The following is a 19609-nucleotide window of genomic DNA, read 5'->3' as shown; positions in this document are numbered from 1 at the left end:
TTTATGGGATTCTGGCGAAGGTCGGTCGGGCCTGTCCCTAGATTATGGGGAAGAACCGCCCACCCCTTCTAAGCATCGCCAGTCGGTTTCTTGGTCTGAGAGTGGGGAGGGTGTCAACGGGCTTGCTGTGGAGGGGGGATAGGTCGGAAATATCTTGGAGCAATCGCAGTCCCACTCACGAGATCTCGCGAAGGTAGCGGCGGCGCTCCTCGTATTCGGCGCGGGTAATCAAGCCCTGCTTCAACTGGATCTCCAACTGCTGCTCGGGATCCCGGACTTCCCGACTTTTCGCACTGGTCCAGTCCAGCTCGATGAGATCTCGATTGAAGCGAAAATCGAAGTCCTCATTGGTCATGGTGAGAAACCACAGCCCTTCCAGCAAACAAAGGGCGCGTACCCCGTAGCCGAGGAGCTGCAACGGGATGGAAGGAACGAACACCATCAGCCCCAGCACCAAGTAGCCCCAGCCCCAGCGCCTGTGGCCCATGTAAAAACGCTGCAGCCCTGGGATCAGCACCCCCAGCACCGCCAGCCAACCGGCCACCTCGCGCACCAGGCGCTGACGTTTCTGAAGGGGGGTATCAGAGCTTTTGCTCTCCGCCATCGTCTGCCCCACCTACACGTGCCACTAGGCTAGCTCAAGTGGCACGCGGCTCTGTCAAGCTACAGTTTGAGCAGGATCCTGCCGCATATACTTTATGGGGGCAGAGTCTGGGGGGAACATGGCAGAACGAGATCTGGCGGTGGCGATCCTGGCGGCGGGCAAGGGCACCCGCATGCGGTCGCAGTTGCCCAAGGTGCTGCACAAGCTGGGATCCCTGTCTTTGATCGAGCGGCTGCTGCGCACGGTGCTGACGTTGAAACCCCAGCGCTGTCTGGTGATTGTGGGGTACGGGCAGGAGCAAGTGCGCCGAGCCCTGCAGGAGTACCCGGTCGAATTTGTGGAGCAGGCGCAGCAATTGGGCACTGGACATGCGGTGCAGCAGCTTCTGCCCGTTCTGGAGGATTTTCAGGGGGATCTGCTGGTGGTCAACGGGGATGTGCCTCTGTTGCGGGCGGAAACCCTGCAGGCGCTGCTGGAGCGCCACCGCCAAGTTCAACCGGATGTGACCTTGCTCTCGGCCCAGGTGGCGGATCCCTACGGCTATGGGCGGGTGTTTTGCGATGCCCAGCAGCGGATCCTGGAGTTGGTGGAAGAGCGAGACTGCACCCCGGCCCAACGGCAAAATCGCCGCATCAACAGCGGGGTGTACTGTTTCCACTGGCCGGCCCTAGCAAGGGTGCTGCCCCGTCTGGGCCGGAACAACGCCCAGCAGGAGTACTACCTCACCGAGGCCGTTAAACTTCTGGACACCGCCATCGCCCTGGACGCCGAGGATGCGCGGGAAATCGTCGGCATTAACGACCGCCGCCAACTGGCCCAAGCCTACCAGATTCTGCAGGATCGCCTCAAGGAAGCCTGGATGGAAGCCGGGGTCACCTTTGTGGATCCCGACAGCGTCAGCCTGGAAGAGACGGTGGAATTGGCCCCCGATGTGGTGATCGAACCCCAAACCCACCTGCGGGGCGTCTGTCGCATTGGGCCGCGCACTCGTCTAGGGCCGGGCAGTTGGATCGAGTCCAGCACCATCGGCTCCGATTGCCACATCCTCTACTCGGTGGTCAGCCACAGCCAGATCGGGGATCGCGTCTGGGTAGGCCCCTACGCCCACGTGCGCCCTCACAGCCAGATCGGCGACGGCTGCCGCATCGGCAACTTTGTGGAAATCAAAAACGCCCAGATCGGATCCCATACCAACGCCGCCCACCTGGCCTACCTGGGCGACGCCAAGCTGGGATCCCAGGTCAACATTGGCGCCGGCACGATCATCGCCAACTACGACGGCCAGCAGAAGCACTTGACCGAAATTGGGGATCGCAGCAAGACAGGCGCCAACTCGGTGCTGGTGGCCCCCCTCAAGGTGGGATCCGATGTCACCATTGCCGCCGGCTCCACCATTCCCGCCCGCTATCCCGTGCCGGACGACTGCCTGGTGATCGCCCGCGCCTACCCGGTGGTCAAGCCGGGCTGGCGACTGGGGAGCGCTGCTGCTGGCCGCCCCCAGCCTCTACCCACGGGATCCCTGCGCGTCTACCCCTTGCGCCTGCTGCCCGGCCAAGACCTAAAGCAGGAATTGGAGCGCTTTGCCCGCCAGCAACCCCTGCAGGCGGGGTTTGTCCTCAGCGCCGTCGGCAGCCTCAGCCAAGCCACCCTGCGCCTGGCCGATCAAACCGAGGATTACCTATTGTCGGAACGCCTGGAGATCCTGGCTTTGAGCGGATCCCTGTGCCCGGACGGAGTCCATCTTCACCTCGCCGTTGCCGATGCCCAGGGCCGAACTTGGGGAGGGCACCTGCGCCCCGGCTGCCTCATCTACACCACCGCCGAGATCGTCCTCGCCGACAGCCTGGAGTACCGCTTCTCCCGCCAGCCGGATCCGGCCACCGGCTACTTGGAGCTGCACATTGAAAAGGTGGCAGAAGCAACCCCGCCCTCTCCCCAGAGGGCAGATGGGACAGGGGTGGGGATCCCTTCTTGCCCGCCGTGAGCCGCAAGCGGCTGTAGATGGACGGTATAATGGCCAACATTTAGCATTGAGTCATTAGCACCTCGTTTGGCAATCAAGGGTTGCTGAAATAAACTCGGCAATTGGGGGTACGCGGCCATGCCCCGAGTGACCACTGCAGAGGAGCTGCTGGCAGAATATGCCGCCGGCGAGCGCAACTTTCAAGAATCCAACCTGGTGGGCGTGGATCTGGTGCGCGCCACCCTGCAGGGGGCGAATCTGAGAGGGGCCAACCTTTCCTTTGGCAAGCTGAGTGGAATTAACTTGCAGGAGGCCGATCTGCGGGGGGCCGATCTCAGCTCCGCCAACCTGATGGGGGCCAACCTGCGCGGGGCCAACCTTTGGGAAGCCAACTTGATCGGCGCCGATCTCAGCTTTGCCGATTTGCGGGAAGCCAACTTGCACGGGGCCTACCTTTGGGAAGCCAAGCTAACCCGCGCCCAACTGCAGGGATCCGACCTGAGCGGGGCAAAAATAGGCGGAGCAGTGCTGACGGGCGCTGACCTGAGCGGCGCCATCCTGCCCGATGGCACAGTGCAGCCCTGGGCTGCTCCGTCGGCCAGCAAGGCAGAATAGAACTGTTGCGACGGGATCCCTCATGCTGCTGCTGTTCAACCTGGCCTTGACACTGCTGCTGGCTTTGGGAGTGGCAGTCCTGGCCGGACAAAACCCCACCCCCCTGACCGTCCATTTTTTAATTTGGCGCTCGGTGGAGCTGCCCTTGGGATTGCTCATCGCCGTGGCCATCGGCCTGGGCCTGTTGACGGCGGGGCTGGGCTCTTTGCTTTGGCCGGGGCGCAGCTTCTCCCTGACTGCCCGTCAGCTCCAGGAACGGCTGCAGCAACTGGAAAGGCAAGATCAGCCGCTGCCTTAGCCGCCCTGGCTCTTGCCGATCGAGTCTGGGATCCCTTCAGATTTTTGTGGGCTGTCCTGCCGCCGGAGTGACCCACGCACTCAAGACAGGGCGTAAGCTGAGAGAGGATCCCTTTGCTGTTAGCGGTGCACAGCCCGAGTGACAACCATGCCTCATTCCCAACCCTCTTCCCCGGCTAGCTCCCCCCAGGATCCGCGCGCCCTGCGCAAGGCCCTGCGCAGCTCCAGCAACTACTTTGCCAAAGGGTTTGAAGAGCACAAGGATCAGGCCCAACGGGAGCTGCAAACCACCTACAAAAGCCCCCTGGTGGAGCAGATCCGCGCCCAGTCCTACTGCTATCGGCAGGGGGATATCACCATCCATCTGGCCAAGGCCTTTGGCTTCTGCTGGGGGGTGGAACGGGCGGTGGAATATGCCTACGAAGCGCGGCGCCGCTTTCCGGATCGCCAGATCTGGATCACCAACGAGATCATCCACAACCCCCTGGTCAACCGCCACCTGCAGGAGATGGGGATCCGCTTTGTGGAGAAAGGCCCGGACGGCAAGAAAGACTTTTCCCAGATCCGGCCTGAGGACGTGGTGATCTGGCCTGCCTTCGGGGCAAGTGTCTCAGAAATGGAGTTTTTCCGGTCGCAGGGCAACGAGATCGTCGATACCACCTGCCCCTGGGTATCCCGTGTCTGGAACCAGGTGGACAAGCACCGCGCCGCTCAATTCACCTCTGTGATCCACGGCAAGTACAACCACGAAGAAACCGTGGCCACCAGCTCCTTTGCCCAAAAATATCTGGTGGTGCTGAACCTGGAAGAGGCGGAATGGGTCGCCCGCTACATTTTGCACGGCGGAGATGCGGCAGAATTTCGGCGCCGCTTCGGCAAGGCCACATCTCCCGGCTTCGATCCGGATCGGGATCTGGAGCGGATCGGCATCGCCAACCAGACCACGATGCTGGAAGGGGAAACGCGCGCCATTGCCAAGCTGTTTGAGACCACCATGCTGCGCAAATATGGCCCCCAGGAGCTGGACAAGCACTTCATGAGCTTTAACACCATCTGCAACGCCACCCAAGAACGGCAGGACGCCATGTTCGAGCTGCTGGAGCGGCCCTTGGATGTCGTGGTGGTCATTGGCGGGTTCAATTCCTCCAATACGACCCACCTGCAGGAAATTGCCCTCTCGAAAGGGCTGCCCTCTTACCATATTGACGGCCCCGACTGCATCCAACCGCCCAACCGCATCCGCCACAAGCCCCTCCACCAAGACCCAATCGTTACAGAAGGGTGGCTGCCCGACGGGCCAGTGCAGATTGGTATTACCTCCGGTGCCTCCACCCCCGACCGCGTCGTGGAGGAGGTGATCCTGCGCATCTTTGCCCTGCGCGAACAGCAGCAGATCTCTGCATAATTGTCGGGATAATTGTCGGGATGAGGCTAGGATCCGATTCCTCTCCCCCTAGGGCTACTTTGGCGTGCTCACCACACTTTTCCAGGTTTATCTCCCCCTCTTGGGCTGGACGCTGCTGGGGTTTGTCCTGCAGAGAGGGCTACCTCCCCCCTGGCGCCATTGGCTAAATCCCCAAGCGCTGGGCCGCTTCATGTTTTGGGTGGGGGTTCCCCTGGGCACCCTTGGGTTTATGCAGACGGCGGACCTCTCTGGCCAGCTCTGGGCGGCCCCTTTGGTCTGCTGGCTGGCCACAGGGCTAGGGTATGCCCTGGCCAGTGCCTGGCTGCAGTGGCAGCACCACACCTGGCAGGGGAAGAAAGAGTGGGATCCCTGGCTTTGGAGCAGAGCCCGGCGAGGCAGCTTTTACCTGACAGCCACCCTGGGAAATACGGGTTATTTGGGCTACCCCATCTGCTTAGCAGTGGGCGGGAGCGCCTACTTTGGCTGGGCTTTGTTTTACGACCTGTTGGGCACCCTCTTGACCGCCTACGGTCTGGGAGTCTGGGTTGCCAGCCGCTACAGCGCTTCCTTCACCCCTCCCTGGCAAGCCACGCTCCGCGTCCTAAGCAGTCCCACTCTCTGGTCTTTCTTTGTCGGCCTGGCAATGGCTCGCCACCCTCTCCCAGAATGGCTGGCCCAAGGGCTGACTGCCTTTGCCTGGAGCACGATTCCCTTGAGCTTAATCCTTTTGGGCATACGGCTAGCCCAGGTGCCGCACTGGGGATCCCTTCGCCCCGCCGCCGTGGCCCTCTTCATCAAAATTGTTGTCCTGCCCCTTTTGGTGGGCCTGGGGTTAGCCTTGACCCCCTATCCCCCCTTGGCCAAGCTGGTGTTGGTCTTGCAGACGGGTATGCCCCCTGCCGTTGCCACCCTGGTGCTTGCGGAAGAATACGACTTGGATCGCGAGCTAACGGCGACAACTCTAGCCGTAGGCTACGTGGCAGCCTTGCTGACTTTGCCGTTCTGGTTGCTGCTGTGGGGATCCTAGTAGGCCAAGTGCGACAAAGCCTGCTCCAGGTAACGATGCACTAGGCGATCCAACTCAGCCTCCTCCTTGGGCAACTCCTGCCCCTGCAGCCATCCCTGGAAGCCTGAGCTTTCCACGATGGCCTGCCGCAACGACTTCCAAACCGCTTGGGCGCGCCGTTCTGTATCGGGGCTGAGAGCAGGACTGGTCATGGTTTCTGAAGAGGAAGCTGAGAGCAGACTGAACTCAGGATAGCCCGGATCCCTGTTGGCTTTAGCTCTCTAGGATACAAATCTGCCTATCTCTCTCCCTGAGGGAGAGGGGCTGGGGGCAAGGGGATCCCTAAACGAACAATTGGCTGCGCTGCTGGATGCGCAGGGCTGGCCCCAAGGCATTGAGGAGGGCAACGCCATAGCTGCGGGCAACGATGCGGCTATCCAAAATCGCCACCCAGCGGGTGGGCAAGCCGGAGGCTTCACCTGCTTCTGCGCCTTGTCGCAGAGGTGCAACAGCCCGCTGCAATTGGCTGGCCGCCACTGGCAAGAGGTATTGGCGGAACCAGTCCTGTTGGGTGCGCTGCAGATACTGCACCCGTCCGGCCACCCTTGGATCCTCCATCGAGGGAAAGGGCAAGGTGGCAATGGCCAGCAGTTCCGGACAGGGCAGGCTGGCCTTGTGCTGCAGCCAGTAGGGCCAGTCGCAGACCAAAATGCCCTTTTCTCCGGGAAATAGGCTGTTTACCCGCACCCGCGAGCCAAATTCGGCAGCCAAAGCAGCCCCCACCTGTACCTGCAGAGGTTGATCCGACACCAGCACCACCACAAAGCCCTGCACCTGCGGGATCAGGCTCCTTAGCTCCTGCAACAGGTGCTCCCGGAAGAGGGGGCTGTTGGGCAAGGGCAGCCGCGGCAAGTAGAGGGAAAGGCTCGGCAAGGGCTCCCCGCCGGAACGGATCCAATCCTCGCCTGAGCTGAAGCGCAAGGGCGTCAGATCTGGCAAGCCCAGGCGCCAACGATAGGCCTCCGCCTGCCGATCCAGGTCCAGGGCCTCGCCGATGATCACTACCGGCTGAGTGGCCCAGATGGGCGCCAGCCACTCGTGTAGAGCCGCCGGGCTGTGGTAAAGGGTGAGGCGACCGGTCTCGCGGTCAGTTTCCGCCCACCAAACCCAGCGGGAAGCGGGATCCCCCTCGGCGCAGAGCCGCTGGCGGAGCTGATCCCAAGGATCCGGCAGCCAGCCGGCGTAGCTCACCACCAAAGACAGCGCTGCCTCCAGGTGAGCCTGTTCATCTGCCTGCAGGAGGCAGCGAGAAAGCGGTCGCCGCAAAAGCTGCAGGGCTAAATTCACCTGGGCCTGGGAAAGCCGCTCCGCCTCGGCAGGGAAGATCTGCCGCAGTTGCTGCCAGTGACTGGCTTCCAGGGTGACCGTCAGCGCCTGGTAGGCCCACTCTTCCAGGTCTTCGGCTCCGTCCAGGATGAGAGGGATCCCAGTCGGCATCTCTGCTCCCCTCAAGCGAGCCCGCAGCCAGTCCAGGGGATCCACCAGCAGCAACCCCTGAAAATCGGGATCCGGCCAACGGTCTTTTTGCAGGACGGGCTTGTGCAACTGCAGGGTCTGCCGGAGCCAAGGGATCTCTTCTCCCAAGATTTGCGCCTGCACGGACACTGTGGCACAGAGCAACGTGGCACTCGGCCACATCAACGCCGGCAGCAGATAGCTGAGGCGGTGCTGGCCCCCGGCGGGCACCTGAATCAAGGTGCTGCGACCCAACCGCAATCCCCGTGCCACCATGCGGGCCATTGTCAACTGATGGGGCCACACGGCTTCGGGAGACTGCCGCAAAAGCTGTCGCAACTGTTGGTGAACCTCAACCTCGATCACAGTCAGTACGCCAAGGATCTGCCACAGGCGCTAGGGTGAACTAGCCTATTCTAGGGTAGGGAAGAAAACCAAAGAGCACCCCTGGGGTGAGCGATGTCTGCTATTTCTGCTGTTCACACCACCTTGACCGCGCAAGAGCAAGCCGCGCAGAGGGGATCCCTGCTCTTGGATCGCTCCGAGTGGGGCCGCCTGCGCCTGCAGGGATCCCCTGGCTTGGACTACTTGCACAGCCAGAGTACTCAGGATCTCAAGGCTCTCAAGCCCGGCCAGGGGGCAGATACGGTATTTGTCACCCCCACAGCAGGGATCCTAGATCTGGCCACGGTCTACGTGGAAGAGGAGGCCTGCTGGATTTGGACTTCGCCGCAGCGGCGCAGCCTGCTGATGCAGAGCCTGGGGCGTATGTTGCCCTTTGTGCGCGGGGCCCAGCTAGCCGATGTGACCGGGCAGACCTTTGCCTTTGGGCTAATTGGCCCCCAGAGCCAGGCCCTTTTGGAGAAGGGGGTGGCTGCAGAAGGGATCCCGACAAAACTGTATGAGCACCGCCAGGTAGAGATCCAGGGGATCCCCGTCCATTTGGCCTGCGGCAGCGGCCTCGCCCAGCCAGGATTTACCCTCTGGGGGGCTAGCGAACACAAAGCTGCCCTTGTCGACTATCTGATCCAAGCTGGAGCAGAGCTGGCCTCACCTGAACTTTGGGAAGCCCTGCGCCTAGAGGCCGGTCGCCCTGCCGCCGACCGCGAGCTGACCCCCGACTACAACCCTTTGGAAGCCGGCCTGTGGCATGCCATTTCCCTCTCCAAAGGGTGCTACATCGGCCAGGAAGTCTTGGCCAAGCAGGTAACCTACCGGCGCATCCGCCAAACCCTCTGGGGGATCTGCCTCCAGGGCGAGGCCCAGCCCGGTGCCGACATCGTGCGGCAAGGGGAGAAGATCGGCGTGTTAACCAGCGCTGGCCTCACCTCCCAGGGCCACGTGGGCCTGGGCTATGTGCGCACCAAATTCGCGCCCGCCGAAGGATGGGAGGTGGAGGTTGGTTCAACAACCGGCCTCCTCACCCGCCCGCCCTTTTTGAGCTTTCCGCCCGTTGTTTGAGGAGATCTCAGCTCCCTAGAGATCGAAATGGCGGCGAAAGCGGGGATCCCACCTGTCCTTTTTGCGCTGATTACAGACTTTGCACAGGGTTTGCAAGTTGCTGATGTCGTTGCTGCCGCCCTGGGCAAGGGGGATGATGTGATCAACCTGAAGCTGCACCTCGGGGGGCGATTTGCCACAACTGCGGCAGCGGAAGCCATCCCTTTGGAAGACATACTCCCGCACAGATGGTGGGATCGGGATCCTCTCGCCAGGTTTTTTCTCTTTCATCCACTACTCACCTGTATTGCGAAAACTATCTAGTTCGGAGTCTCGAGATGGGCTATCGGGAGTAAACTCGAGACAAACTTTAAGGGATATCTTGCCCTCAGCCCAATCCTTTCTAGGCTGTAAGATTCGGGATTTTACTCCCTCTACTAAAGCTCTAATTTCTACGTGAACCTTTTTTGAGCGAAGGTAGCCATTTGTTCGTGCGATATCTGCAAGGAAGTAATCAATAATTGCACTGTGCAAAACGCTGGGAAGATAGATTTGGTTGCCAATCGCAACGGCAGTTTCTTTGTCATCTGCTTTGAGAAGTATCGAGTCGAACACAGCCTTGTTTCCCATTGCTCACAGACTTCGCTAGCCAGTATCTTCTCGAAAGGGATCCAGAGGAGATTCACTGCTTGCTGATCCTGGATCTTCTGGCTCAAACTCAACTGCTGCTACCAGCTTTACCCTAACTCTGCCATCAACCCATGGCAAGCCAGGACGTAAAAGTTTAGCAGGAACCCCTCTCGCATCAGTTATTTTGCCCAAATTGACCGAGCTATAGTCAACTGAAATGTTTCTGTCTCTAAGTTTATTATATAAACGAGATCCAAAGTCATCATAAGCACTTTCCAAGCAAGCTTTGGTAAATTCTTGTGAGTAGATCAGGCGTCCTCCTACATCAATAACAGTATTTGGAAAAGTATCTATCTGGACAAAGCGCTCTTGAGGTTGCTCCTCGCCTGACACTGCCCCGGCCTCCTAATGCATTCCGCCAGCTTAAGCTATTCCTCGTCTGTGCGAAGATCGTCCAGAAGAGATCCATCGCTACTCTCTGAGCCCGTATACTCTGGCTCAAACTCTACGGTGATCCGCAACCTTACCCTGCCCTTCTCCCACTCCTTCTTACCCGGCACCAGGAGCTGACAGGCAAGGCCCTGATCAAACCACTTCGCTTCTTGCAGTAGCTTTTCTTCAGGCCGGGGAGCAAGAAGGCTGCTAGCAATATTAAGCAAGTTTTCGGGTGGAAGGATCCCTGAGGATCTCAAGGCCGCAATAAACAGGCGATTGAGCTCTTCTTTTTTAGGTAAATCCTCTTGGGCTGCTTTGACCAGGCTGGCAACCTTGAAAGTTTTCTCCCCTATAGAGAGGATCCCTTCTGAGTGTTGCTGCAAGGGCATGGACTTAGACAAGAAAACCTCACCCCCCTTCAAATAGTAAGGAGAAACAAGCCGCTCTACTTTAGGTCGTCAAGTATGCTGTCCAGCTCAGGGAAAATCTTGCCTAAGTCAGAGACCTCATCACTTGGCCCGCTTTTGCTGGCTGGCTGCTCGGGAGAACTTGCTGAGGTGTCGGCTGATTCGCCGGTCAAAGAAGGCTTAGGTAGAGAAATCAAGGGCAAAAGTTCGCGACCTAAGCCCATAGCCTGTAAGCATAGGTTGATCCCAGAAACAGCTTGGTTGTAGCTATCGATCTTTGCTTCTAGATCCCTTAGACGCTGTTGATTTAAGGCAATTCTTTCTTCTGCTTCTTTCCTAAGCGTCGCCTCCATAAATTGCTTTGCTTCGGGATACTTTTGCAGAATTTCGTTAGCCACTTCCTTAGCAACGGGCAAGAGCTGAGTCTTGAGGGTATTGTTGGTTTCTTGCCGGAAGTTAGAGCGTATTGTCTGGACGACTTTGGGCTCAAAGTCAAGCTTGAGCAATTGCCGGATCCCGGGCTCGGCATCTCGAATAGCCGAAATATCGTAGGACTGAGACGTTTGCTTCAGAACTTCCCGGAACTGATAGATTGAGAAAGTACCCTCATCATAGAAACGAGGACTTTCTCTTAGATACCGATCGCACTCCTTGCGAGCACCGCTGACTAATGCAGTGCGAACTTTTTCCCTAACCTCTAGTAGTTTCTTCTCTAGGTCACCGTCGGATCCCAGTAGGCGAAACAACTGCTTGTAGTAGTCTGCACTGCGTACACGATCGATAAGCCGGCGAAAGGAGTTCTCTACAACTGTGGTGGCAGACTCGACCAGTATATCCTCTAGATGGTTTGACAGGTAGTAAAGGGCTTCAACCAGGACAGCCAAAAAGGGAGCTGTGGAGTTACGGTGGTGGATGCAGACAGCTTGGCTATAGGCATTGTCTACTGAAAATGTGTCCAGAAGCTCATCCAGCCTGCGCACCATCTTGGCCTGCAGCTTTCGAAAGTCAGACTCAAACTCTTTATCTGTTCCGTCAATAATCTCGTTGACCATAGTTTGAATATGTTCGTCGAACTCTTGACCAATTTTATTCAACTGCTGGTTAATGAGCATTAACTCATGGGCAATCATGCTGTCAACTTCTCTCGGCTGGCTATCCAAGTCTCCATAAAGATCTATATAGGACTTTCTGAGCTCAATACACAGAGGCTGCAGGTCATCGGCAAGAGCTATAAACAACTGCGGTCGCTTTTCTTCCGTCAGATAGCGAGTAATCCCACTGCGGAATTCTTCTATGCCGCTATCCTTGATCATGTACTCAACTAGGGGCATGCCCCACTCGTTTAGAATTCGAATGTAGTTATCGATAGGAGTCTCATAGCCATGCACGGAAGGGCGGAAGGGGGATCCAACAAGTCTTCCTGAAGAGCTGCAGTACTTAACAAACTCGCTAATAAACTGAGGTGTTTGCTCTCTGCCACCCAGCTCCTTTATACTTTCCGAAAAGATGGTATCGAGGCCAAACCTCGTTTCTCGAGTCGTTGCCTTGATCTGCGAGCCGTAGAAGCCCAGCAGGGCGCTGGTTTTAAATAGGCGGGCTTGGCGAAACTGTTGGTCAATGATAGCCTCTAATCTCTGCCTTAGCTGGGAGTTGTACCAAGTTTCATCAATGCGGTTGAACACGTAAAAAACTCGATCCCGAATGCTGTCGCTGCTCTGGATGTGCTCAATGAGTTCTGTTTCTTCTTTAGTCAGCTCACCCGTAGTAGCACACTTGAGGACGCAGACAACTGCGGAAGTGTTTGGATCGGCAATTTTTTGATAGGTGCGCTCGGCGTCCGCTTTAACCGGAGCATCGATTCCAGGGGTATCGACAATAACGTTTCCGTCTTCTAATAGAGGATGATGGCAGTAGTACTCGATCTTCCGCAGAACTGCACTATTGGCACCGCGCCGGGCAAAACTGGCCGCTTCTCTTAGGTTGCCAAGGTTAAGCTGTTCCATCGAGAAGACTCTGTTTTCGGTTGGGTGAATTCTGGCGCGGTTTTGCTGGAAACCTTCAATTAACAAGCGCAGCGCATCTGCTTGCTTTGCCCGTTCCGACTTGCTTTTGCCGCCCTCTTGGTGAACAATGGCCTCAGCCTGCTCTTTTAGGCGATTGAGTGTGGCTTCCTCTAGGTTGTTGCCACTGGGCAGGGCTAAGCCCAAGCGAGTGCAGAAGGCAGCCATCTGTTCCTGTACCTGGTGCTCGCTGAGGAAGGTGAGTACTACCCTCTCGGCGGCAGGCTCTGCATAGGAGATGTAGCACTCTGTCCCTGTGGCGTGTCCTTCGGCGCTGTAGAGAAGCTCCCTTTCTAGCAAAGCGTTGATCAACATCGACTTGCCGGCGCTAAAAGCACCGGCGAAGACAATCTCAAAGGTTGGGGAAATAGCCTTGCTCAGCGAAGCTTGAATTCGGGTTGTATCTTGCTTTCCTGAAAGGGTGGGATCCTGCTGCCAGAGGTTTAGAATCGTTTCAACGTGCTCCCGTAAGTTTTCGCACTGAGGCAAGAGTTGCACAGCCATCTCAGGGATCTCCGCTAGGGCTGGGGAGATTATAACGCCCTCAGCCCTAAGGGGAAGGTTCTCATGCTACTTTTCTTCAGATAAGGCACCCTTTGATGGCTAACAGCACAGAACCTAGCTTGCCAGGGCAAAGAGGTCGCTCCACTCGCGGTTGGGAACGCCGGGCTTGGCGATGATCTCGAAGATGCGGTTTTTCGCTGCCGGTTGAAACAAGCTTTCGACAGCTACCTGGGCAACTTTGATGCGAGGGACGCTGCCCTCAAAGAGGGTATCGGCCTTGGAGAGGACAATGCCATCTTCGTTGTCCTGGTTTTTCAGGCCCCCTGGCCGAATGATGGTGTAGGTGAGGCCGCTTTTTTGCAAGTATTCTTCGGCTTGCTTTTTCCACACCAAGATCAGCCAAAACAAGTTGAGAGGATGGAACAACTGAGACACGCACAGAGAAGAAATCAAAACAAAGTGTTGGATCCCTTTGGCCTTGGCTACATCCACTAAGTTCTTGGTGCCTTGGTAGTCCACTCGGTAGGGCAGAAAGGGATCCCAACTGGGCCTAGCGCCAGTAGCGCAGAGCACCACCGTGCATCCTTCCATGCCGGCTTCCAGCGTGGCCGGATCCAGCACATCTCCCACCACCACTTCTGCTTCGGGGGGCAGAACCCGAGCGGCCAACTCGCGGCTGCGCACCAGCGCCCGTACCGGGATGCCGCGGCCCACCAACTCTTGGACAATGCGCCGCCCTGTTTCTCCTGTAGCCCCTGCAACAAAAGCCTTCATCCTCTCCCCCTGCCAAACTGCTTAATGTGACGGTGGCGGTTCCAGGTTCCATGCTGGCCTTGCTAAGACCATTATCTTCCCAAAATCCGCCCAGGCAGGGATCCTGTCCATGCGACAGGGGTAGTCGCGGCAACCGCGGGCGCCAGCTTCGATCCCGGCAGCCGGCCAGCTCCAAAACATCCTCCGCTCCACCGCCGGGTAGACCTGCGGTTCAAAGGGAAGGGATCTTGAAAGTCTTGAAGCTTTATTGAATAGGTTTGGCCACATCCCCCACCTTAAAGCCAGAGCTGCTGAGAATGCGGCCCACACTGGATCCCTGATCCACCTCTGTCAGTTGGATCTGGCCAGCGGGCTCAGTCAATTTGCGCAGGACTGCCCCCGTGGCCGGATCTTTAACCTCGCGAACGACGCGCTCCACAGACAGGATCAATCCCACGCGGTAGCCGTCGCTGCTGCCCTTGTTCAAGATCACCTGGTTACCATAGACATCCGCCACCAAGGCATCGACGGTCGGCAAAGAGCGGGGCTGGGCCGCTAAGCGACTGGCAAAACCGGCCAACTGCTGGGCAATTTGCTCCACCGCCTGTTGGCTGGCCAAAACCAGCAGCTTTTCTTCGTTGCTGGTGGCCGATCCCCCGCCAAAGTCGGCAACCGTGACGGTGCTATCCGACTGGCTGACGTTGCCCCGGCCCTCGACCACGGCCAAGATCTCCGCCGTGCTGGTGCTCACCAGGCGGGCATTGAGCTGCACGTTGGCATCAGCATCCACCACCTCGGCCCCCACCGCCAGCGGGAAGCTGCCGAAGGGGGTCAAGACCCGCGCTCACCCCCAGAACGGCGCACCGACACATCGAACTGGGTAACACTGCCGAGGATCACAGCATCGACCCCGAGGATCCGGCCCACCTGAGCGGCGGTGTTGGCATCTAAGCGCCCCGATAGCCCCAAGTTCTGCTCGGCCAAGATCGCGTCCAGCCGCGAGGGCTCGATAACCGAAAAGGTGCCATCTCTCACCAGCCGATCCACCAGCAGATCGCTCACCCCCCGGGATGCCTCGCGCAGGCTGTAGGAATTGCTGAGGCTGCTGAAATCAAAATCCAAAACCGCAACGCGCGGGCGAGTGGTGGGTTGAGGCGCTTGTCCTACCTGGCTGGGGGCAGAGAGATTGCAGCGAAGGTCTTGGGGAAACTTCTGGCACAGCTCCGGATTGGTGGATTGGGCAGCCACCGGGATCCCCATCCAACCCAAGCTCAGCAGCGGGATCCCGAACAGCAGAATGGAAGAGAGGCTGCGCATGGTTGAGCGATCTCCTAGATCGAAGAGGTGGCCACAGTCCATTCTCAGCTTGCACCCAAAAGCGGGGCGGTGACCGGCATCACCTGGGCGCCTGTTCCCAGAAGATGTCCTATACTCTACCGATTCCAAGGCCATTGGGAGAAGGGATTGAGAAGGTTGGCACAGAGGAGTTGACAGATCTCAACAGTTAAGACTGAGCAGAGATGCTCGCCCTTTGTGAGTTGCCGGAAAAAGCTTGACCCGCTTTATTGGGCCGGGTTTAGATTGGGATCGAGCGTGCAAACTCAGTGTTAGCCTAGTAAAGCTGTGTTTTTGTACAAGCTATGCCTGTTCCTAAGAAGAAAACCTCCAAAGCCCGCAGTCGCAGGCGGTATGCGGTTTGGCTGGGCAAAGCCAAGCTTCAGGCCCAGCGGGCGATGACCATTGGGCGCGCCATCCTCAGCGGTCGCAACACCGGCTTCTACTACCCCAAAGCCAAGTCGGAAGAAGAGGAGGGAGAAGAATAGGGATCCCCATAGCCGGAAGAGTGGTTTACATTGGGGTCAGGCTCTCTTGAGAGCTGTTCTGCTACCTCCCAGTCTTGGCTGTTCAGCGACTTGCATGCGCTCGTTGACCTCTCTTACCTACTACCAGCGGCTGGGCTTGTCTCCAGGGGCCTCTCCTGAGGACATTCGGCGGGCCTACCGGCAGTTGAGCAAACGCTACCATCCCGACACTTCTCCTCTGGCGCCAGAGGTGGCGATTCGTTGCTTCCAAGAACTCCAGGAAGCCTACCTTGTCCTCAGCAACCCGGCAAAACGGGCCATCTACGATGCCAGCCTGCGGGCGGTGACGGCCAACATGGGATCCCCCGGTGCTGATTCTCTGGAGCTGCGCATGGAAACCCGGCCTCTCTCGGCGGGCGAGCTCTGCGCCCTGCTGCTGATGGGCTCCACCTTCGTGGCGTGTTTGGTGTTGGCGGTTGCTTTGGCCTGGCTACGGGAGGGTGGGGTGGGCTGACCAACTCCGGTTGCTTGTGGATGAGGTTAAGACAAAGCGCTCAGGGCTTCCCATTGATAAGGTGCTTGAATGGAATAGGTTGTTAACTTTTGTTTTGTTCGACGGCTTCTCTGCGCGCCATCTCGCCATGCCTTTGCCTCCTGCAACTACGCCTCTCTACAATCACCCGCTCCACGCCATCGAACGCTGGCTGGAGGATCAGGGCTGCACCCGTGACCCGCAGGATGTGGAGCAGTGGTTTTGCGAGCGGCCCGGCTGGAAAGCCTGCCTGCGCCTGGAGGAGACCAGCATTTGGGTGCGCTATACCTATCCTGATGGCAACACCAAAACTCTGTCTTTTCCCTATTCGCTAAGCCGCCAGGATGTAGAGCAGGCCATTTTTGAGGACTAGCCGGCTATGCGCATTCTGCAACTGCCTGCCCTGCGCGACAACTACATCTATCTGCTGCACGATCCCGAGACGGCCACGGCAGCAGTGGTGGATCCGACAGTGGCCGAGCCGGTGCTGGATAAACTGGCTGAGCTAGGGGCGGAGCTGGTGGCCATCTTCAACACCCACCACCACCACGACCATGTGGGGGGCAACCTGCAACTTTTGGCCCGCTACCCCCGTGCCGTCGTCTACGGCAGCCAGGCGGATCGGGGACGGATCCCGGGCCAGACGGTGGAGCTGCAGGCGGGAGAGACGGTGGCATTTGCGGGCCGGCAGGCGAAGGTGCTGTTTGTGCCCGGCCATACGCGGGGACATGTTGCCTACTACTTTCCCGAAAGCGGGGATCTCTTCTGCGGCGATACCCTGTTTGCCGGGGGATGCGGGCGCCTCTTTGAGGGCACCCCGGAGCAGATGCTGGGATCCCTGGATCAACTGCGGCAGTTGCCGGAAGCCACGCGGGTCTGGTGTGCCCACGAATACACCTTGAACAATCTCAAGTTTGCCCTGACGGTGGATGGGGACAACCCCGACTTGCAGGCGCGCTACCAACAGGTGGTGGCCCTGCGCCAGGCGGGATCCCCAACTGTCCCCAGCACCATCGGCGAAGAGCGCCGCACCAATCCTTTTTTGCGCTGGGATCAGCCGGCTTTGCGGGCGGCTACGGGCGCTCAAGATCCGGTGCGGGTTTTTGCCCGGCTGCGGGGTATGAAGGATCAATTCTAAGGCTGGCCGGAACGCGAACGGGGCCGAGTTGTGATTGGGATCCTGTCCTGACGCTGGGGATTCCCAGTTTGCTTTCCGTAAGATTGGCTTCTTTTTTCGGGAAGGCGGGACATACTGCTAAGTAAGATAGGTAACCTCGGTGGGCCTGCATGGCTACTCCCTAAGCCCCCATGTCTTGTCTTGACTGCCCAGCTCTGCCCACCTTTTTGCAGGAGGCAGGGCGTTTGTTTCTCTGGCTGCCCACTCCTCATACCCACCGGAAAATCTGGCAGGCCCTGGAGGCCAAGACAGAGGTTCCCGTTCAACTTTTGGAAGACCTTGGCCTAGTTGTTGCCATTGCCCAGGGGGCCCTCAAGAAGACCCTGGAGACAATGGCCGAGGTTCTCTCCCAAGAAGAGATGCAGGCCAGCCGCGCCTTGTTTTTGCCTGGGGATAGGGATCCCTGCTGGCAAGATTGCGCCCGGGTGGAGTCGTTGCTGCAGTTGTTCCACCGCACCCAAGCCGAGCTGTTGTTGGAATTGTTGAAGGAAAACCGCCTCACCACCTATTTCCAGCCCATTGTCCGGGCGCGGGATCCCGCTTGGGTGGTGGGCCACGAAGCGCTGGTGCGGGGGTTGGACAGAGAGGGCAAGGTCATTGGCCCGGACTTGCTTTTTGCCACGGCCCGCGAAGCCGGGTTGCTCTATCACCTGGACTTGGCTGCCCGCCGCACGGCCATTGCTGCCGCCACCCAGCACCGCCTCGAGGGGGATCTGTTCATCAACTTCAGCCCCACGGCCATTTACGACCCAGCCTTTTGCCTGCGCTCTACTGTCTGGGCCATCAGCCGCGCCGGGATCCCGCCAGAACGGGTGGTGTTTGAGGTCAATGAATCCGACCGCAGCCCCGATTTGGATCATTTGCAGCGGATTTTGCGGTTTTACCGGCAGGCGGGCTTTCGGGTGGCGCTGGATGACCTGGGCGCCGGCTACGGATCCCTAAACCTGTTGCACCGGTTGCAGCCAGATGTCATCAAGCTGGATAGGGAGCTCATTCGCGGCGTAGATGGGGATCCCTACAAGGCGGTGATTGCCCAAAAGGTGCTGGAGCTGGGGATCGTCACCCTGGCCGAAGGGATCGAGACGGCAGAGGAGCTGCAGTGGGTGCGCGACCACGGGGTGGACCTGGTGCAGGGCTTTTTCATCGCCCGGCCCCAGCCTGTTCCCCCAGGATTAGGATCCATAGGATAGCTGCCCCCACGGCTTGAGCGGCTACTGAGAAGATGACCAAAGCTGGGAGGAAGAGATCGTAGAGCACCCCCATCAGGGCGCTGCCCAAAAACCAGGCCAGGCCGTAGAGGCTGGTAAACAGCCCAAAGGCAAAGCCCCTCGCCTGGGGAGCCACCATGCCGGCTACTGCCGCCTTCATGACCGATTCCTGAGCCCCCAAGCCAATCCCCCAGAGCACTATGCCCACCACCGCCAGCCCGTAGCTGCCGGAAAAGGCCAGCGGCGCAAAACCGGCAGACAGGACCACTGCCCCCAGCAGGCTCCCCAGCCGGATGCGGTCAAACAGCCAGCCACAGCCCAAGGCCGCCAAGGCATCCACCCCCATGGCCAGGGCGTAGAGCAAGGGGATCCCTGCCTCCTCGCTCCCCGACTGTCGTTGCAGATGGAAAGCAATGAGGGGAAAGTCGGCAAACCCCACGGCCACACAGGCCGCTGCTATGAGATAGAGCCAAAAGACCCTGGAAAAGCCTTGTGCTGGAGCGGTTTCCGGCTCCGGCTCAAAGTCGCGCGGGGTGGGATAGAGCCATCGGGCCAGCCCCAGCACCCCCAGCCCCAGGGCCGCCGGGATCCCCAAGGCCAAGAATCCACCCCGGAACCCGTAGCCGGCGGCAACCATCCCTGCCACCAGCAGCGGCCCCCCCACCGCCCCGATTTGATCCAAGGTCTCGTGCAGGCCAAACCCAATGCCCTGGCCCACCTGCAGAGCCGCATGGGAGAGCAACACATCCCGCGGCGGGGTGCGGATCCCTTTGCCCAGGCGCTCGGCCAGCAAAAGCAAAGCGGCCCAAGGCCAACTGTCCACCCAGGCCAAAGCGGGGATCGCCGCCGTGTTGACAACATAGCCCAGGGTGGTGAGCTGCCAGTGCCCTCGACTGGGCCGAGAGGGATCCCTACTGAGCCGGTCGCTCCAGTAGCCCACGCCCAGGCGCAGCCCATAGGCCAACAATTCTCCCCCGCCGGCCACCAGCCCCACCACCGTGCCGCTGGCCCCCAGGGATCCCAAAAAAGCTCCGGAGATGCTGCGGGCCCCCTCGTAGGTGGCGTCAGCGCAGAGGCTGACGATCCCGAGGAGGAAGATAAAGCGCCAAGCAGAATCGGACATAGCCAGCTCCTGAGGACGGGCAATCCAACTGGGGATCGGGACTATGGCTGGGGCTGAGGAGCGTGATGGAATACAGCTTGTTAAGGGCTCAAGGGGTACAATAGCAGCACTTAGCAAACCAACTTCGGAAGGA

At 59.0% G+C, this 19609-nt stretch carries 23 protein-coding genes and 1 pseudogene; 12 read left to right on the top strand and 12 right to left on the bottom strand.

The features are described from left to right. Window positions 1-175: 175 nt before the first annotated feature. Window positions 176-604, bottom strand: a complete 429-nt coding sequence (locus tag NW848_RS14440) for a hypothetical protein (RefSeq protein WP_099812202.1) — start codon at window positions 602-604, stop codon at window positions 176-178. Between the two features lie 118 nt (window positions 605-722). Between NW848_RS14440 and glmU the strand changes: the two are divergent. The 6 genes and pseudogenes from glmU to NW848_RS14410 all read left to right on the top strand — a co-directional run. Further along, window positions 723-2072: pseudogene (glmU, locus tag NW848_RS14435) on the top strand (bifunctional UDP-N-acetylglucosamine diphosphorylase/glucosamine-1-phosphate N-acetyltransferase GlmU); the annotation flags it as partial. Beyond that, window positions 2055-2588 carry a PPC domain-containing DNA-binding protein gene (locus NW848_RS14430; RefSeq protein ID WP_414509003.1) on the top strand — a complete coding sequence of 178 codons (534 nt, stop codon included), beginning with the start codon at window positions 2055-2057 and terminating at the stop codon, window positions 2586-2588. The pseudogene glmU and the gene NW848_RS14430, both read left to right, overlap by 18 nt. Before the next feature lie 117 nt (window positions 2589-2705). Continuing rightward, complete coding sequence (locus tag NW848_RS14425; RefSeq protein ID WP_011430019.1) at window positions 2706-3182, top strand: pentapeptide repeat-containing protein; 477 nt, start codon at window positions 2706-2708, stop codon at window positions 3180-3182. Window positions 3183-3204: 22 nt separating this feature from the next. Next, window positions 3205-3480: a lipopolysaccharide assembly protein LapA domain-containing protein gene (locus NW848_RS14420; RefSeq protein WP_011430018.1), complete on the top strand. Its 276-nt coding sequence runs from the start codon at window positions 3205-3207 to the stop codon at window positions 3478-3480. 147 nt (window positions 3481-3627) lie between these two features. Next, on the top strand, window positions 3628-4884 hold the full coding sequence (locus NW848_RS14415; protein WP_414511345.1) for a 4-hydroxy-3-methylbut-2-enyl diphosphate reductase: 1257 nt from the start codon (window positions 3628-3630) through the stop codon (window positions 4882-4884). Window positions 4885-4948: 64 nt separating this feature from the next. Next, on the top strand, window positions 4949-5911 hold the full coding sequence (locus NW848_RS14410) for an AEC family transporter (protein ID WP_414509000.1): 963 nt from the start codon (window positions 4949-4951) through the stop codon (window positions 5909-5911). Here the strand turns inward: NW848_RS14410 and NW848_RS14405 are convergent. Continuing rightward, on the bottom strand, window positions 5908-6102 hold the full coding sequence (locus tag NW848_RS14405; protein WP_414402376.1) for a hypothetical protein: 195 nt from the start codon (window positions 6100-6102) through the stop codon (window positions 5908-5910). The genes NW848_RS14410 and NW848_RS14405 overlap by 4 nt on opposite strands. A gap of 130 nt (window positions 6103-6232) precedes the next feature. Further along, window positions 6233-7771 carry a hypothetical protein gene (locus tag NW848_RS14400; protein ID WP_414346907.1) on the bottom strand — a complete coding sequence of 513 codons (1539 nt, stop codon included), beginning with the start codon at window positions 7769-7771 and terminating at the stop codon, window positions 6233-6235. Between the two features lie 93 nt (window positions 7772-7864). Here NW848_RS14400 and NW848_RS14395 point away from each other — a divergent pair, with 93 nt between their 5' ends. Continuing rightward, window positions 7865-8866, top strand: a complete 1002-nt coding sequence (locus NW848_RS14395; RefSeq protein ID WP_414389249.1) for a YgfZ/GcvT domain-containing protein — start codon at window positions 7865-7867, stop codon at window positions 8864-8866. A gap of 15 nt (window positions 8867-8881) precedes the next feature. Here the strand turns inward: NW848_RS14395 and NW848_RS14390 are convergent, their stop codons facing one another. From NW848_RS14390 to NW848_RS14355, 8 genes are all read right to left on the bottom strand, one after another. Continuing rightward, on the bottom strand, window positions 8882-9136 hold the full coding sequence (locus NW848_RS14390) for an HNH endonuclease (protein ID WP_414389247.1): 255 nt from the start codon (window positions 9134-9136) through the stop codon (window positions 8882-8884). Between the two features lie 3 nt (window positions 9137-9139). Then, window positions 9140-9475, bottom strand: coding sequence for a KGK domain-containing protein (locus tag NW848_RS14385; RefSeq protein WP_414389245.1), 336 nt, complete (start codon window positions 9473-9475; stop codon window positions 9140-9142). Between the two features lie 15 nt (window positions 9476-9490). Next, window positions 9491-9868 carry a KGK domain-containing protein gene (locus NW848_RS14380; protein WP_414509001.1) on the bottom strand — a complete coding sequence of 126 codons (378 nt, stop codon included), beginning with the start codon at window positions 9866-9868 and terminating at the stop codon, window positions 9491-9493. Window positions 9869-9903: 35 nt separating this feature from the next. After that, on the bottom strand, window positions 9904-10311 hold the full coding sequence (locus NW848_RS14375) for a KGK domain-containing protein (RefSeq protein ID WP_414402021.1): 408 nt from the start codon (window positions 10309-10311) through the stop codon (window positions 9904-9906). A gap of 44 nt (window positions 10312-10355) precedes the next feature. After that, the gene (locus NW848_RS14370; protein ID WP_414389239.1) at window positions 10356-12881 is read right to left on the bottom strand and encodes a dynamin family protein; all 2526 of its coding nucleotides are present in this window, start codon (window positions 12879-12881) and stop codon (window positions 10356-10358) included. Window positions 12882-12995: 114 nt separating this feature from the next. Then, the gene (locus tag NW848_RS14365; protein WP_099812211.1) at window positions 12996-13655 is read right to left on the bottom strand and encodes an SDR family oxidoreductase; all 660 of its coding nucleotides are present in this window, start codon (window positions 13653-13655) and stop codon (window positions 12996-12998) included. Between the two features lie 244 nt (window positions 13656-13899). Next, on the bottom strand, window positions 13900-14469 hold the full coding sequence (locus NW848_RS14360) for a CsgG/HfaB family protein (RefSeq protein ID WP_414402377.1): 570 nt from the start codon (window positions 14467-14469) through the stop codon (window positions 13900-13902). After that, the gene (locus NW848_RS14355) at window positions 14466-14951 is read right to left on the bottom strand and encodes a CsgG/HfaB family protein (protein WP_414402378.1); all 486 of its coding nucleotides are present in this window, start codon (window positions 14949-14951) and stop codon (window positions 14466-14468) included. Before NW848_RS14355 ends, NW848_RS14360 begins: the two co-directional genes overlap by 4 nt. 323 nt (window positions 14952-15274) lie before the next feature. Between NW848_RS14355 and NW848_RS14350 the strand changes: the two genes are divergently transcribed. The 5 genes from NW848_RS14350 to NW848_RS14330 all read left to right on the top strand — a co-directional run bounded on the left by NW848_RS14350 (window position 15275) and on the right by NW848_RS14330 (window position 18335). After that, window positions 15275-15457: a 50S ribosomal protein L32 gene (locus NW848_RS14350; protein WP_011430004.1), complete on the top strand. Its 183-nt coding sequence runs from the start codon at window positions 15275-15277 to the stop codon at window positions 15455-15457. 94 nt (window positions 15458-15551) lie between these two features. Further along, window positions 15552-15950 (top strand): J domain-containing protein, encoded by a 399-nt coding sequence (locus tag NW848_RS14345; RefSeq protein ID WP_011430003.1) that lies wholly within the window; start codon window positions 15552-15554, stop codon window positions 15948-15950. Window positions 15951-16077: 127 nt separating this feature from the next. Then, window positions 16078-16341 (top strand): DUF3143 domain-containing protein, encoded by a 264-nt coding sequence (locus tag NW848_RS14340; protein ID WP_041438969.1) that lies wholly within the window; start codon window positions 16078-16080, stop codon window positions 16339-16341. A gap of 6 nt (window positions 16342-16347) precedes the next feature. Further along, entirely contained in the window at window positions 16348-17106 is a 759-nt protein-coding gene (gene gloB, locus NW848_RS14335; protein ID WP_011430001.1) for a hydroxyacylglutathione hydrolase, read from the top strand. Between the two features lie 170 nt (window positions 17107-17276). After that, complete coding sequence (locus NW848_RS14330) at window positions 17277-18335, top strand: EAL domain-containing protein (RefSeq protein ID WP_414509002.1); 1059 nt, start codon at window positions 17277-17279, stop codon at window positions 18333-18335. Here NW848_RS14330 and NW848_RS14325 read toward each other — a convergent pair. Continuing rightward, complete coding sequence (locus NW848_RS14325) at window positions 18286-19476, bottom strand: MFS transporter (RefSeq protein ID WP_011429999.1); 1191 nt, start codon at window positions 19474-19476, stop codon at window positions 18286-18288. The genes NW848_RS14330 and NW848_RS14325 overlap by 50 nt on opposite strands. Window positions 19477-19609: the final 133 nt, after the last annotated feature.

The organism is Synechococcus sp. RC10A2 (assembly GCF_047502605.1).
The sequence above is the reverse complement of the archived record's forward strand: the minus strand, read 5'-3'. Positions and strand labels throughout refer to the sequence as shown.

Coding starts and splice junctions, on each gene's coding strand:
- NW848_RS14370 (WP_414389239.1), bottom strand. CDS start 12,881: ATGGCTGTGCAACTCTTGCCTCAGTGCGAAAACTTACGGGAGCACGTT.
- NW848_RS14325 (WP_011429999.1), bottom strand. CDS start 19,476: ATGTCCGATTCTGCTTGGCGCTTTATCTTCCTCCTCGGGATCGTCAGC.
- NW848_RS14385 (WP_414389245.1), bottom strand. CDS start 9,475: ATGGGAAACAAGGCTGTGTTCGACTCGATACTTCTCAAAGCAGATGAC.
- NW848_RS14365 (WP_099812211.1), bottom strand. CDS start 13,655: ATGAAGGCTTTTGTTGCAGGGGCTACAGGAGAAACAGGGCGGCGCATT.
- NW848_RS14350 (WP_011430004.1), top strand. CDS start 15,275: ATGCCTGTTCCTAAGAAGAAAACCTCCAAAGCCCGCAGTCGCAGGCGG.
- NW848_RS14355 (WP_414402378.1), bottom strand. CDS start 14,951: ATGCGCAGCCTCTCTTCCATTCTGCTGTTCGGGATCCCGCTGCTGAGC.
- NW848_RS14415 (WP_414511345.1), top strand. CDS start 3,628: ATGCCTCATTCCCAACCCTCTTCCCCGGCTAGCTCCCCCCAGGATCCG.
- NW848_RS14340 (WP_041438969.1), top strand. CDS start 16,078: ATGCCTTTGCCTCCTGCAACTACGCCTCTCTACAATCACCCGCTCCAC.
- NW848_RS14420 (WP_011430018.1), top strand. CDS start 3,205: ATGCTGCTGCTGTTCAACCTGGCCTTGACACTGCTGCTGGCTTTGGGA.
- NW848_RS14345 (WP_011430003.1), top strand. CDS start 15,552: ATGCGCTCGTTGACCTCTCTTACCTACTACCAGCGGCTGGGCTTGTCT.
- NW848_RS14330 (WP_414509002.1), top strand. CDS start 17,277: ATGTCTTGTCTTGACTGCCCAGCTCTGCCCACCTTTTTGCAGGAGGCA.
- NW848_RS14425 (WP_011430019.1), top strand. CDS start 2,706: ATGCCCCGAGTGACCACTGCAGAGGAGCTGCTGGCAGAATATGCCGCC.
- NW848_RS14390 (WP_414389247.1), bottom strand. CDS start 9,136: ATGAAAGAGAAAAAACCTGGCGAGAGGATCCCGATCCCACCATCTGTG.
- NW848_RS14440 (WP_099812202.1), bottom strand. CDS start 604: ATGGCGGAGAGCAAAAGCTCTGATACCCCCCTTCAGAAACGTCAGCGC.
- gloB (WP_011430001.1), top strand. CDS start 16,348: ATGCGCATTCTGCAACTGCCTGCCCTGCGCGACAACTACATCTATCTG.
- NW848_RS14405 (WP_414402376.1), bottom strand. CDS start 6,102: ATGACCAGTCCTGCTCTCAGCCCCGATACAGAACGGCGCGCCCAAGCG.
- NW848_RS14395 (WP_414389249.1), top strand. CDS start 7,865: ATGTCTGCTATTTCTGCTGTTCACACCACCTTGACCGCGCAAGAGCAA.